Raw genomic sequence first — 13268 nt, 5'->3', positions numbered from 1 at the left:
CCTTATGAAAAAAGCAGCTTCCACTACTAAACGAACCACATCGAAAAAACCAAAGACAGAAGGACTCGGCGTGATCGGCGAGCTTGACCGGTATCTCTTCGGAGAAGGCCGCCACTACCAGCTCTACCACAAGCTGGGCGCACACCCTTATACATATCGCGGACAGGACGGCTACTATTTCGCGGTCTGGGCGCCGCACGCAGCCGCCGTCAGCCTGGTCGGCGACTTCAACGCCTGGAATCCGGATGCAACCCCGATGAAGCCGGTCGCAGACAGCGGCATTTACGAGCTCTTCGTACCGGGACTTGGCGTGGGACAGCTCTACAAATTCGCCATCACCACGCACACAGGAACGATTTTATTTAAGGCAGATCCATATGCATTTTCGGCAGAATACCGTCCTGGAACCGCTTCCGTGACCGCCGATATCCGCGGCTTCAAATGGAACGATTCCAAATGGATGGAATCGCGCGCGGGCACCGATCCGGTCAAGGCGCCAATCTCTATCTACGAGGTTCACTTAGGATCCTGGAAAAAGAAAAACCGCCCGGAAAAGGACGGTTATTACACTTACATGGAAGCCGCGCATGAGCTGGCTGACTATGTCCTGGAAATGGGCTACACCCATGTAGAGCTCATGGGAATCGCCGAACATCCGTATGACGGCTCCTGGGGATATCAGGTAACCGGCTATTTTGCCCCGACCTCCCGCTACGGAACCCCGACGGAATTTATGTATTTCGTCAATTACTTACATAAAAAAGGCATCGGTGTCATCCTAGACTGGGTTCCGGCGCATTTTCCGAAGGATGCACATGGACTTGCCGATTTCGACGGACAGGCGCTCTATGAGTATGCCGACCCGCGCAAAGGCGAGCACCCGGACTGGGGTACCAAGGTCTTTGATTATGCCAAAAACGAGGTATCCAATTTTCTGATCGCCAACGCGCTCTACTGGCTCGATGAATACCACATCGACGGTCTGCGCGTGGACGCCGTCGCTTCCATGCTTTACTTAGACTATGGGCGCCAGGACGGACAGTGGGTACCAAATAAATATGGCGACAACAAAAACCTCGAAGCCATCGAGTTTTTCAAACATTTAAACAGCGTGATCCGCGGCCGGAAAGACGGCGCCATCATCATTGCCGAGGAATCCACCGCCTGGCCGAACGTTACCAAGAGCCCGGAGGAGGACGGTCTTGGATTTACCTTCAAATGGAATATGGGCTGGATGCATGACTTCCTCGAATACATGAAGCTCGACCCGTATTTCCGTAAATTTAACCACAACAAAATGACCTTCGGCATCACCTACTGCACCAGCGAAAACTTCATTCTGGTGCTCTCGCACGACGAGGTCGTCCACCTCAAATGCTCGATGATCAACAAAATGCCGGGTGAATACGAGGATAAATTTGCCAACCTGAAAGTCGGCTACACTTTCATGCTCGGACATCCGGGCAAGAAACTTCTCTTCATGGGACAGGATTTCGGTCAGTTCCATGAATGGGATGAAAAAGTCTCCCTCGACTGGTACCTTACGAAAGAGCCGTTCCATGCCGACCTCCAGAATTATGTGAAAGGGCTTTTGACGCTCTACCACAAATATCCGGCGCTCTACCGCCTGGACGAGGAGTATGACGGCTTCCAGTGGATCAACGCCAACGACGGAGACCGCAGTATTTTCAGCTTTATCCGCCGCGATGAAACACAGAAAAAGAATCTTCTCTTCATCTGCAACTTCACCCCGGTAGACCGCGACGATTACCGCGTCGGTGTTCCGAAACGCGGCACCTACACGCTGCTGCTTGACCAGGAACACGGCTACTACAAGCGCGGCGATAAGATCAGCCATTACCGCTCCATCAAGAGCGAATGTGACGGACAGCCATACTCCTTTGCGTACCCGCTTCCGGCGTATGGAACTGCGGTGTTCCGGTTCTCATAAAATAATGTTCCTATGAAGTCAAAAAACCTGCCGCAGACAGACTGTTTATATGGGGGATACAGTCTGCCTGCGGCAGGTTTTATCTCAGTCGAGAAGACTCCCACCTCTTCAGGTGGTGAGTAATAGCAAATTTGTCTCAGTGGGAGTCCATTCTCCGACTGAGATAAACGCTCCGTGAGGATGCGCAGTGATTCTGATAGGAATATGTCAGCTTCGCTGACCAGAATCACGCGCCAAGTCTCACGGACGTTCGACTTGAATTATACGGGTTCTGATTCGTGACCCAATCAATTTTATCCGCGGATCGCCGCTTCCAGCTGCTTCAGCGCTTTCTCCACCGTCGCCCGCGGGCATGCGATATTGATCCGCTCGAAGCCCTCGCCGTCCGGTCCGAACATCGCGCCGCTGTCCAGCCACAGATGTGCCTTGTCCACGATCAGATGTTCCAGCTCTTTTTCATTCAAATGAAGCGCCTTAAAATCCAGCCACAGAAGGTAGGTTCCCTCCGGCTCGATCAGACAGATTTCCGGCAGATACTCTTCCAGATACGCCTTCACAAACTTCCGGTTCTCCTCCAGATACGCTTTTAGCTGTGCAAGCCACTCCGCTCCCTCTTCATACGCCGCCTGGCATGCTACCAGTCCCATCAGACCGACCTGGCTGTAGCCTGCCGCCCTGGCAATCCAGCATTTTTATTATTTCATATCATTTTAATTGGTTTATCAGTGATTGTAATGCAAATTTCCTACTTTGTCAATAGGAATCCACTTTCAAATAAAAAACAGCCAGAATCAATGATAACTTCTTACCTTTCAGAAATACATCATCCATTCTGACCGCTTTTAAATAGCTGTGGTTCCCCTTTCCTTTACCGGCAGATTTCAATTTTCATCAACCACACGCCAATTTCTACCAATTACCCTCTTAATTTTTCTTTGCAGACTTCCTCCAAAAAATACCTATGCACCGTCACATCTTCATTCAATTCCGGATGAAATGCCGTCGCAAACTGGTTTCCCTGTCTGGCTGCGACTATCTTTTCGTCCACTGTCGCCAGCACCTTAACATTTTTCTGAACCGAAGCGATGTACGGCGCGCGGATAAAAGTCATCGGAATCGTCCCCAGACCGGCAAATTCAGCCTCCGTGTAAAAACTTCCGAGCTGACGCCCGTAGGCATTCCGCACCGCCGACACATCCATCGTCGCAAAGCACGGCGTTCCGCCCTCGATCTCCTTGGCCAGAAGCAGAAGCCCCGCGCACGTTCCATACACCGGAAGCCCTGCCGCAATCTTTGCCCGAAGCGGCTCATAAAGTCCCAGCTCATCCAGGAGCTTACGCATCGCGGTACTCTCGCCGCCCGGCAGAATCAGTCCGTCCATCGGCCGCTCCAGATCCGGAAGCTGCCGGATCTCAAACGCCTCTGCGCCCAGTCTCCGTACCATGGCAATGTGTTCGGCAAACGCGCCCTGCACCGCCAGCACGCCTATCTGTTTTTTCTCCATCTTACTGTCCCCGCTCTGCCATCAAAATCGCAATCTCATTCTCATTGATACCAACCATCGCCTCGCCCAGATCCTCAGAAATCGCAGCAAGTAATTTTGCATCCTTGTAGTTCGTTACTGCCTGCACGATCGCCGACGCACGTTTCTCCGGATTGCCTGACTTGAAGATACCAGATCCAACAAAGACTCCCTCTGCGCCCAGCTGCATCATCAGAGCCGCATCCGCCGGGGTAGCCACGCCGCCTGCCGCGAAATTGACAACCGGGAGACGTCCATTGTCATGTACATAGCGGAGCAGATGAACCGGAACTTTTAACTGTTTTGCTGCCTCGTAAAGCTCATCCTCACGCAGGTTCTGAACCCGGCGGATCTCCGAATTCATCGCACGCATATGGCGGACTGCCTGTACGACATCGCCCGTTCCCGGCTCGCCCTTGGTACGGATCATCGAAGCACCTTCCTCGATCCGGCGCAGCGCCTCTCCCAGGTCTCTCGCACCGCAGACAAACGGAACCTTGAACTGTGTCTTGTCAATATGGTACACATCATCCGCCGGAGATAATACCTCGCTCTCATCGATATAATCAATCTCGATCGCTTCCAGAATCTGCGCCTCCACAAAATGACCGATCCGGCACTTCGCCATAACCGGAATCGAAACTGCCTCCTGAATGCCGCGAATCATCTTCGGGTCACTCATACGGGACACACCGCCCGCTGCCCGGATATCCGCCGGAATCCGCTCCAGCGCCATAACCGCACACGCGCCTGCCGCCTCCGCGATCTTCGCCTGCTCCGGGGTTGTGACATCCATGATAACGCCGCCCTTTAACATCTGTGCCAGCTGTTTATTCAGTTCATAACGATTCTCTGCCATTTTTATTCCTCCCGTGGTTGAATATGATTTTTCTTTGTAAGCCAAGCGTCCTTACGATCCTTGCAATCAATACCCGAATCCACTGAATCATTCACAGGCACGCGCCTCTTCTGCCTTTCTATTCTGCCTTGCGAAAAACAATTCACTGACATTCTGTATTTTTACATTCATTTCCGCATCAACTTAGTAGGAATTATAGCAAAAACTGTACTGATTAAAATATACACTTTTAAATATTTTAACCAGTACAGTTTGTTCTTTTCTCAAATCTTATTCTATTTTTCTTTTATCTGCACAAACCGGAGCGCCCCGACATTCCACCAACGCCACTCCACTTACCCATTTTTCAGCTTTCCGTTTGTGTCTACGCCTCTTCCGCCTCCAGCAGCGCCTGGTACACATCCCGCTTCGAAACCCCGCGGTCCTTCGCCACCAGCTTCATCGCTTCCTTGCGGCTGTTTCCCTGTGATTCATAATGTTCCATATGCTCTTCCAGGGACATCTGCTGCCAGCGCGCCTGATCCTCCGCCTCGATCTCCTGGACGGATTTGCCCTCGATGACGATCACGCACTCGCCCTTCGGCTCATTTTCCGTATAATACGCCACCGCCTGCGAAAGCGTCGTCCGGAACGCCGTCTCGTATTTCTTCGTCAGCTCCCGGCAGATAGACGCCTTTCTATCCCCCAGCGCCTCGTAAAGCTCCGTGAGCGTCCGCAGAAGGTGGTGCGGCGCCTCGTAAAGCACAATCGTGCGCGTCTCATTCTGAAGCTCTGCAAGCACCCGCTGGTGCTCCTTCTTGTCCGTCGGAAGAAATGCCTCAAAACAGAACCGTCTCGTCGGAAGTCCCGAAATAATCAGCGCTGTAACACACGCCACCGCTCCCGGAAGCGCGGTTACTTTAATTCCCGCCTCGCAGCACTGGCGCACCAGCTCCTCGCCCGGATCCGAAATACCCGGCGTCCCGGCGTCCGTGATGCAGGCAATATTCATGCCCGATTTCAGCTTCTCCACCAGCACACGCGCCTTCTCGACCTTATTGTACTCATGGTAGCTCGTCATCGGTGTATGAATATCAAAATGATTCAGAAGCTTAATACTGTGCCGCGTGTCCTCCGCCGCAATCAGATCCACCTGCTTTAACGTCTCCAGCACCCGGAATGTAATGTCATCCAGGTTGCCGATCGGCGTGGCACACAAATATAATGTTCCTTCCATCGTTCTCCTATTCCATTAATACCCGTAAATATCATAAATCTCATCCGTATACACGCCCGGCTCTTTGTACACAATGATCGGCTTTTCCACTGTCATCAGCGCGCCGCCGCCGCGCACCGCCTCGATGAGAACCATATTTGCCTCTTTATCTGCAAACGGATGGACAAATTTCATCCGCTTCGGCTCCAATTTCTGACTTTTCATCGCCATCAGAATCTCAATGAGCCGTCTCGGACGGTGCACCATATAGAGTCGTCCGCCGGGACGAAGTGCCGAAGCCGCCGCGCGCACGACATCCTCCAGATTGCAGAGAACCTCATGGCGGGCAATCGCCTTGGGAAGATCGGGATTTTTCAGCCCGTGGCTGTCGTTCATGTACGGCGGGTTCGTCGTTACCACATCAAAGGATGCCTTCTCAAACAGCGTCGGAACCTCCTTGATATCGCCCTGCACGATCGAAACCTTCTCTTCCAGCCTGTTGAGCGCCACACTCCGGGATGCCATCTCCGCCATCTCCGCCTGGATCTCCAGACCTGTAAAATGGCTTCCTTCCGTCTTTGCCTCCAGAAGAATCGGGATAATACCAGTTCCCGTTCCCAGATCAAGCGCTTTCTCGCCCGGCTTCACCGATGCAAACCCGGACAAAAGCACCGCGTCCATGCCAAAACAGAACCCGTTCGTCTTCTGGATGATCCGGTATCCGTTCCGCTGCAGTTCATCGATCCGCTCGCCCTCTTTAATTATCATCCAGCTTCGACTTTCCTTCCTTTTTCTCCAGTGCCTCCAGCGCTTTCAGCTCCGCATCGTTGACATTTCCCCTGTCACGGCGGCGCTTCGGCTTAAACTTGAGCTGATCCACACGGTAATCACGGATCTCCTTCTCATCCCGTCCTACCGTCACAACCACCTTTACCTGCTGGCGCAGGACGCTGACGCTGTGAACCTCGCCTTTCAGCCCGTCATCCGTCGTGACGTAATCGCCGACACTCGGCAGATGGCTGTTCAGATCCTCATACGTCTCTTCCTCGTATTTCAGGCAGCACATCAGACGACCGCACACACCCGAAATCTTCGTCGGATTTAAGGACAGGTTCTGCTCTTTTGCCATCTTGATTGAAACCGGAATAAACTCCGATAAATATGAATGACAACAGAGCGGACGACCACAGATACCGACACCACCCAAAATCTTCGTCTCATCCCGGACGCCAATCTGGCGCAGCTCGATCCGCGTCTTAAAGACCGCCGCCAGATCCTTGACAAGCTCACGGAAATCGATTCTTCCATCCGCCGTAAAATAAAACAGCAGCTTATTGTTATCAAAGGTGTATTCTGCATCGATCAGCTTCATCTGCAATTCATGCTTGCGGATCTTTTCCTGACAGATCTGAAATGCCTCATGCTCTTTTTCTTTATTCTTCCGTTCCAGCTCCTCGTCATTCTTCGTCGCCATACGAATGACCGATTTCAGCGGCTGGATCACCTTCTTCTCATCCACCTCGCGGACGCCAAGAACCACCTCTCCGAACTCGATTCCGCGGGCGGTCTCCACGATCACATGGTCGCCCATCTTGATTTCCATCTGCGCCGGATCGAAGTAATATACCTTTCCGGCCTTGCGGAACCGGACTCCGATTACCTTTATCATAAATTTAATTCTCCTTCATCGTCAAAAGCATCAGCTCCAGCGCCAAATCGGTGTTGACGTTAGCATTCAGCCGGACTTTTGCCTTTTCAATCGCACTCAATATCTCTTCCAGCCCCTCATAGGAACTTTTCTGGCAGCAACTGCTGACCGCCGAATACTCATCCTTAAAGATCAGCGAATTCATGTCCTTTGTGACCTTAAACATCAGAATATCCCTGTACCAGAGCTGCATGAAATCCAGGCACTCATACAGATCCAGATTGTCCTCCTGCAGCTTGCGGATATAATCCAGAAGCATCGGAATATCCATGTCCTTGATATTTTTAAGCAGCGTCAGCACCTCTCGGTACAAAAGTGCAAACTCCTCCGAAGAGGCGAGATGAATCGCTTTTCCTAAATTTCCTCTCGCAAACGCCGCATAAATATCCGCCTGACCATCCGAAACGCCCATTTTCTCCGTCAGGTAATCGCTTACCACCGAATCCTTGAGCGGACGAAGTTTCAACTGGATACAGCGGGACAGGATCGTCGGCAGAAATACCTCCGGGTTCGTCGTGATAAGCACCAGCACCGCATAGGCCGGCGGCTCCTCAATCGTCTTTAAAAGAGCGTTCTGCGCCTGCACCGTCATTTTCTCCGCCTCATCGACCAGATATATCTTATATGGACTGCTGTACGGGCGGATCGAAACCGTATCATTGATCTGAATCCGGACATCATCGACACCAATGCTCGCAGGTTTCTCATGTGTCACCCAGATCACATCCGGATGATTGCCCGACAAAAACTGCTTACAGGAATGGCATTCCATGCACGGCTCCGTCCCATGTTTCTCGCACAAAAGCGTCATGGCAAATGCCTTCGCGATCGTCTTGCGTCCCATTCCTTCCTCGCCCGACAATATGTAGGCATGTGAAACTCTCTGATACCCGATCGCCTTCTGAAGGTGCTCTTTTATCTTCTCATGTCCAATAATATCGTGAAAACCTGCCATCTTGATGCTCCTTTCAGGGCTGGACTCTGGATTTTAATTCTAAAATCGTTTCAATCGTATGGATCGGTTGGGATCCCTTCTATCATGCCCTTCTTTTATTATTTGTAAATCTCTATCATCTTAGTATAACACAAGATTTACCCTCTGCCTAGTGCGATGAAATTCCGAATTTGTTACTGTTCACGCATACGTGCCCAGTAACGGAATTTGCCGTGGCTTCGCATTTAAATACGGCAAATTCCTGCTGCCACCACGTTTTCTTACGGCACTTTCGGTTCCAAAAGTGCCAATCCGTGAGCCCGAATTTCCCTTACCAACGTATCCACACACGATTCCAGCTCGCGGTTTTCAAACCGGTTTTCCGCCCGGATCCCACATTTTTCCATATTTTCGGCACTGAAATCTGCCTCATCCGCCAGGAAACGGCGGCACAGCTCCGCATACTTTGGCTCTGTCTGCTGCCGTTCCCGGTCAAGCGCACGCTGAAGGCGTTCACCGTCCTCCACCTCAATGTAAAGCGGCACCAGTGCATCCGCGCCGAAATAATTCCGCGTCCCCTCATACGATTCCAGCGTCCCGATCATGAAATAATCATGCGATCCCAGATCGATCTGCCCATCGTCCACCGTTGCATAACTCCACGGTCCATAAACAGTCTGGTAGGTTCTCTTTTCAATGATCTTTCCCTGTTTCTCCAAATCCGCAAGCCTTTTTCCGGTCACAAAATAATACTCCACACCGTCCCGCTCGCCTGCCCGGATCGGTCTGGTCGTATACGGCACCACCGTCCGGATCTGCGGCATCCGCTCTCTCAATATCTTATAGATCGTGTCCTTCCCGGACGCGCTCTTTCCCATCACGTAAAATATATGTCCCATCTTCCTATTATGCCTTTCCAGCCAGTATTTTCACACGCATTCCATCGTATATATAAATCCGATTTTTCTCTGTTTCTTATGGCAAATGTGCGAATTTGTCTTCAACAAAGGATTTTTGCCTTGTAAGCCAAGGTTTTCGTACGGTTCGCACAGTAAATGTGCGAACCTGGTGAATCAATACCTGATATTTCCTAAATAACAACCTCTATCCACAAATTCAATTTGTCTGATTTTTCACAAATTCCTTCCACCGTAAGTCCCAGCTTCCAATCCTCACGGATCCGCGCGATCTCCCTTGTTCCAATCCGCTCTCCCGGCATCAGCATCGGCACCCCCGGCGGATAAATGGTAACGCATGTCCGCGCCGCCCTTCCTTCCGCCTCCTCAAGCGGCACCAGCATGCCATCCCCATGCCATGCCTGCCAGGGGAGACACATCTGCTGCGGATAGTTTTCTGAATCATTTTCTTGGTTCGGTTTCTGATTCAATTGTGCTCCCGAAAACGGTTCCTGCCTGCCTTGTTTTGCATCTTTCAGCCCAACACTTTCCGCCTCCAGCTTTTCCACCCGCGCATCCAGCTCCAAAAGTGCCCGCTCCAGACGCGAAAATCCTTCCTCCGTATCCATAAACGAAGTCATCAGAAGCACATACCGCCCGCTCGACATCTCCGCCTCCAGATGGTACTCTGTCCGCAAAACCTCTGCCAGTCTGGTTCCCGTCATAAAATCTGGAAATAGCACCAGTTTTGACGGATCATATCCATATACACCTGCCGCACCACAGATTTCCTCTTTCAGAAGCCGGAAATGTTTTAGCTTCGCCAATTTTTCCCGGAGTTCCCGCAATCGCGCGCCATACCGCGCCATCTCCCCGGCTCCTTTTTCTGCCATATACCGGACGCAGTTCTCCATCGACGCAATCAGAATATACGACGGGCTGGAACTCTGGTAAACCGATAAATACTGTTCCACCTTCTTCGCATCCAGAATCTGGCTTTTCAGATGCAGAATCGCCGTCTGTGTCAGAGATGGAAGCGTCTTGTGAAGACTCTGGATCACCAGGTCCGCCCCCTCCTGTAACGCCCCATCCGGGAAATAGTTCCCATCCCCAAACGGCAGATGCGCGCCGTGCGCCTCATCCACAATCAGCGCCGCTCCATGCCGGTGCGCCGTCGCTGCAATCCCCTGGATATCCGACACGATCCCCTCATAGGTCGGGGAAGTCACAAACACCGCCCGGATCTCCGGATGCTCCAAAAGTGCTCGTTCCACCTGCTCTGGCTCGATCTCTCCCGGAATCTGAAACTCCGGCACCTCCTCCGGATATAAATATACCGGTTCCAGCTGGTTTAAAACCACCGCGTGATACGCTGATTTGTGGGAATTTCGAGCCATGAGGATTTTTTCCCCCGCTTCACCGCCGCCGCGATCGCCGCCAGAATCCCGCACGTACTGCCATTCACCAGATACCAGCTCCGGTCTGCTCCGTACACCGCAGCCGCCGAATTCATCGACTCTTTCAAAATATCTTCCGCATGATGCAGGTTGTCAAATCCATCAATCTCCGTGATATCCACCGAAAATGGATTCGGGACGGAAGTTATCCCCATTTTCACCTGGCGTTTGTGGCCCGGCATGTGGAACGGGTAGGCATCCGACGCCGCATAGGTGGATAAACGTTCTAAAAGCGGCACTTCCGGACGTAGGATGATTGTTTCCGACCGCATTTTCCTGTCTTTATTCACTTTTTCTTCTTCCTTCTGTTTCTCTCTTTTTTCGTTCATGTCTTATTTCTATCCGCTGCACCGCATCCCAAAAGCATTTCATTTCCCTGAAAACAACTTTTTAAAATTTTATTTTAATCTTTTATAAAAAACTACCGCAGTATCTGATCGCCATCCTTGACACAAAGATTTTTCTTCACACCTAATGTTACCATCCATCCACGGACAATCGGCGTCTTATACGAACCAGCGCCCGCGACGCCATCCTGCACATTATCCCAGAGCCAGTCCGGCGTCGGCCATAAGCAGACCTCCGGTGAAATCTCCTGATAGAGCTCCTCTTCTACGCCTCTCTGCCCATGGTGCGCCATCTGTAGCACATCCGATTTCAGTTCCTCCTGCGTATGATTGGCAAGAAAATCTTCCCCTGCCTGCCAGCCCATATCACCCAAAAACAGGATCCGTTTTCCGCCCATCTCCACGCGGTACGCGACCGAGCTGTTATTAAAACTATTTTCCGTGCAGGCAAATGGCTCGTTCATCACTGTGATCTCCGCGCCCGCCACTGAAATCTTCTGCCCTTTCGTAAGCGTCCCGCATTTTTCTGCTTCCGGCAGTTTCGCAATCGCTTCCGTGATCTGATCATAACACTCCAAATCTGAATCCCGTCTTGAAACCTGCTCCTGACCTAAAAATTCTTTATTCAGAAATGAATAGTACACCTTACCGATCGAGATCGGCATCGGATCCATGTTTAAAATCTCCGTGATCGCCCCCACATGATCGCTGTGCGGATGGGTTAAAAGCCATGCATCCACATGACCGCCCAACTCCTGAATAACCTCAATCAAATGCGGTGCATCGACATCACGACCGCCGTCTACCACGATCACCGCGCCTTCCTTCGTCTTCATAACGCAGGAGAGGTTCTGCCAGATATCCGCACACGCTAAAAGCCGAAGCTCTCCCCCGTCCAGATACGGCTCCTCCACGCCCGGCTCCGCCGCCTCCGCCGCAGCTAATGCTTCCATTTCTGCCGCCGACTGCTGTTCCCCCAGGTTATCTAAATCAATCGGCTGATCTGGATTTTCTCCATTTTCATCTCGGACAGTCTCCCGCTCTGTACTGTCCACGATTGCTACCGTTCCGGCTGTCTCCGGATAGTTCGTGAACCGGCGGCTGCATCCGCTCAAGTTCAAAAGGAACGTCATGCCAAGCGCCGCTGCATATAAATATTTCCGGCGTTTCTGTTTCATCTTGTTTGGCTCCATTTTTCTTCTCCATTTTAAAATTTCTGCATTTGCCTAGTTCTATTCTTACTTCCATTTTGGTTTTCTATTTGCTTCTGTTTTCAATCAATTATAACAGTTGCCATATCCGAAAACAAGAAATTATATATTCAAGAAAGACTCCTGTCTGAATGGCTTTTTTACTTAACATGAATGTTAAACGAAGTTTCCTATTTCTTCTTCGCGCGAGTGCGCATCATTGGCACGTTAGTGCCTTTTTTTGTAATAGGAAATTCCTTGGAATTCCCTATTACAAAAAAACCGCCACACTGTCTCCAGTGTGACGGCTTCTCATCTTCATGAGGCATCGGGGATTCGAACCCCGGACAACTTGATTAAAAGTCAAGTGCTCTACCGACTGAGCTAATACCCCATATGCCCAGAACCGGAATCGAACCAGTGACACGAGGATTTTCAGTCCTCTGCTCTACCAACTGAGCTATCTGGGCGTAATGGTTATTTGGTTTTATGCGGATTAAAAGTTTGCTTGTCGCTTTTTTTTAGTCCGAAGTGCTCAGCTCAAGACCTGCGGTCTTTCGCTTACGGCATTCGCCGTATACATCTAAAAATATATCTGTTAAAAAACATGCAAGCATGTTTTTAACTTCTATATTTTTATCTGTGCACTTCTCATTGCATAAAAAAATTGCGGGGGCAGGATTTGAACCTGCGACCTTCGGGTTATGAGCCCGACGAGCTTCCAGACTGCTCCACCCCGCGCTAATTCTTACTCTATTATTATATACAATTTCTGGAAAAATACAACCATTATTGTAAAAATAATAATGGATGGAGGTGGATTCGAACCACCGAAGCGAGACGCAACAGATTTACAGTCTGCCCCCTTTGGCCACTCGGGAACCCATCCATTTTAAAAAGCCGATGATCGGACTCGAACCGATAACCTGCTGATTACAAATCAGCTGCTCTGCCAATTGAGCCACATCGGCATAAAACATTGGTAACAATGGGGCCTACAGGGCTCGAACCTGTGACCCTCTGCTTGTAAGGCAGATGCTCTCCCAGCTGAGCTAAGACCCCATCTACGATACTGCACCAGTCCATATTCATTTTTCAAAGAATTGAAATAGTCGTATCTAAACGACCCGGATGGGGTTCGAACCCACGACCTCCGCCGTGACAGGGCGGCGCTCTAACCAGCTGAGCCACCGGGCCAAATATTAAATT

General features: G+C 50.9%; 11 protein-coding genes, 7 tRNA genes and 1 pseudogene. 1 reads left to right on the top strand and 18 read right to left on the bottom strand.

Annotated features, from left to right (window positions below):
- The first annotated feature begins 4 nt into the window (after positions 1–4).
- Positions 5–1951 carry a 1,4-alpha-glucan branching protein GlgB gene (gene glgB, locus DW085_RS15020; protein ID WP_117796594.1) on the top strand — a complete coding sequence of 649 codons (1947 nt, stop codon included), beginning with the start codon at positions 5–7 and terminating at the stop codon, positions 1949–1951.
- A gap of 293 nt (positions 1952–2244) precedes the next feature.
- Here the strand turns inward: glgB and DW085_RS15015 are convergent, their stop codons facing one another.
- The 18 genes and pseudogenes from DW085_RS15015 to DW085_RS14935 form a co-directional block, all read right to left on the bottom strand.
- The gene (locus DW085_RS15015; RefSeq protein ID WP_118493398.1) at positions 2245–2598 is read right to left on the bottom strand and encodes an aminotransferase class I/II-fold pyridoxal phosphate-dependent enzyme; all 354 of its coding nucleotides are present in this window, start codon (positions 2596–2598) and stop codon (positions 2245–2247) included.
- 269 nt (positions 2599–2867) lie between these two features.
- Positions 2868–3455, bottom strand: coding sequence for a pyridoxal 5'-phosphate synthase glutaminase subunit PdxT (gene pdxT / locus DW085_RS15010; protein ID WP_118493396.1), 588 nt, complete (start codon positions 3453–3455; stop codon positions 2868–2870).
- 1 nt (position 3456) lies between these two features.
- Complete coding sequence (pdxS, locus tag DW085_RS15005) at positions 3457–4332, bottom strand: pyridoxal 5'-phosphate synthase lyase subunit PdxS (protein WP_107001769.1); 876 nt, start codon at positions 4330–4332, stop codon at positions 3457–3459.
- A 364-nt stretch (positions 4333–4696) separates the two neighbouring features.
- A complete protein-coding gene (gene rsmI / locus DW085_RS15000) occupies positions 4697–5548 on the bottom strand; it encodes a 16S rRNA (cytidine(1402)-2'-O)-methyltransferase (protein ID WP_107001770.1) in 852 nt (283 codons plus the stop codon).
- A gap of 15 nt (positions 5549–5563) precedes the next feature.
- Positions 5564–6295, bottom strand: a complete 732-nt coding sequence (locus tag DW085_RS14995) for a tRNA1(Val) (adenine(37)-N6)-methyltransferase (RefSeq protein ID WP_107001771.1) — start codon at positions 6293–6295, stop codon at positions 5564–5566.
- The gene (locus DW085_RS14990; protein ID WP_022360400.1) at positions 6285–7196 is read right to left on the bottom strand and encodes a stage 0 sporulation family protein; all 912 of its coding nucleotides are present in this window, start codon (positions 7194–7196) and stop codon (positions 6285–6287) included. Before DW085_RS14990 ends, DW085_RS14995 begins: the two co-directional genes overlap by 11 nt.
- 4 nt (positions 7197–7200) lie before the next feature.
- On the bottom strand, positions 7201–8190 hold the full coding sequence (gene holB, locus DW085_RS14985) for a DNA polymerase III subunit delta' (protein ID WP_022360399.1): 990 nt from the start codon (positions 8188–8190) through the stop codon (positions 7201–7203).
- A gap of 260 nt (positions 8191–8450) precedes the next feature.
- On the bottom strand, positions 8451–9068 hold the full coding sequence (locus DW085_RS14980) for a guanylate kinase (RefSeq protein WP_118493395.1): 618 nt from the start codon (positions 9066–9068) through the stop codon (positions 8451–8453).
- A gap of 191 nt (positions 9069–9259) precedes the next feature.
- Positions 9260–9469, bottom strand: a complete 210-nt coding sequence (locus DW085_RS19970) for a hypothetical protein (protein ID WP_243022016.1) — start codon at positions 9467–9469, stop codon at positions 9260–9262.
- A gap of 336 nt (positions 9470–9805) precedes the next feature.
- A pseudogene (locus DW085_RS19965) lies at positions 9806–10704 on the bottom strand (aminotransferase class I/II-fold pyridoxal phosphate-dependent enzyme); the annotation flags it as partial.
- Positions 10705–10943: 239 nt separating this feature from the next.
- Positions 10944–12062: an MBL fold metallo-hydrolase gene (locus DW085_RS14970; protein ID WP_118482601.1), complete on the bottom strand. Its 1119-nt coding sequence runs from the start codon at positions 12060–12062 to the stop codon at positions 10944–10946.
- Between the two features lie 318 nt (positions 12063–12380).
- A tRNA-Lys gene (locus tag DW085_RS14965) sits at positions 12381–12453 on the bottom strand.
- A gap of 3 nt (positions 12454–12456) precedes the next feature.
- Positions 12457–12529, bottom strand: a tRNA-Phe gene (locus DW085_RS14960).
- 197 nt (positions 12530–12726) lie between these two features.
- Positions 12727–12800: transfer RNA gene (locus tag DW085_RS14955), tRNA-Met, on the bottom strand.
- 66 nt (positions 12801–12866) lie between these two features.
- Positions 12867–12948, bottom strand: a tRNA-Tyr gene (locus DW085_RS14950).
- A gap of 9 nt (positions 12949–12957) precedes the next feature.
- Positions 12958–13030, bottom strand: a tRNA-Thr gene (locus DW085_RS14945).
- A gap of 18 nt (positions 13031–13048) precedes the next feature.
- Positions 13049–13121 (bottom strand) — tRNA-Val (locus tag DW085_RS14940).
- 61 nt (positions 13122–13182) lie between these two features.
- Positions 13183–13256: transfer RNA gene (locus DW085_RS14935), tRNA-Asp, on the bottom strand.
- Positions 13257–13268: the final 12 nt, after the last annotated feature.

The sequence above is a fragment of the Clostridium sp. AF50-3 genome (assembly GCF_003477445.1).
GTDB classification, from domain to species: Bacteria; Bacillota; Clostridia; order Lachnospirales; family Lachnospiraceae; genus Otoolea; species Otoolea fessa.
This window is presented reverse-complemented; position numbering and strand designations above follow the sequence as displayed.

Coding starts and splice junctions, on each gene's coding strand:
- glgB (WP_117796594.1), top strand. CDS start 5: ATGAAAAAAGCAGCTTCCACTACTAAACGAACCACATCGAAAAAACCA.
- DW085_RS15015 (WP_118493398.1), bottom strand. CDS start 2,598: ATGGGACTGGTAGCATGCCAGGCGGCGTATGAAGAGGGAGCGGAGTGG.
- pdxT (WP_118493396.1), bottom strand. CDS start 3,455: ATGGAGAAAAAACAGATAGGCGTGCTGGCGGTGCAGGGCGCGTTTGCC.
- pdxS (WP_107001769.1), bottom strand. CDS start 4,332: ATGGCAGAGAATCGTTATGAACTGAATAAACAGCTGGCACAGATGTTA.
- rsmI (WP_107001770.1), bottom strand. CDS start 5,548: ATGGAAGGAACATTATATTTGTGTGCCACGCCGATCGGCAACCTGGAT.
- DW085_RS14995 (WP_107001771.1), bottom strand. CDS start 6,295: ATGATAATTAAAGAGGGCGAGCGGATCGATGAACTGCAGCGGAACGGA.
- DW085_RS14990 (WP_022360400.1), bottom strand. CDS start 7,196: ATGATAAAGGTAATCGGAGTCCGGTTCCGCAAGGCCGGAAAGGTATAT.
- holB (WP_022360399.1), bottom strand. CDS start 8,190: ATGGCAGGTTTTCACGATATTATTGGACATGAGAAGATAAAAGAGCAC.
- DW085_RS14980 (WP_118493395.1), bottom strand. CDS start 9,068: ATGGGACATATATTTTACGTGATGGGAAAGAGCGCGTCCGGGAAGGAC.
- DW085_RS19970 (WP_243022016.1), bottom strand. CDS start 9,469: ATGCTGGTGCCGCTTGAGGAGGCGGAAGGAAGGGCGGCGCGGACATGC.
- DW085_RS14970 (WP_118482601.1), bottom strand. CDS start 12,062: ATGGAGCCAAACAAGATGAAACAGAAACGCCGGAAATATTTATATGCA.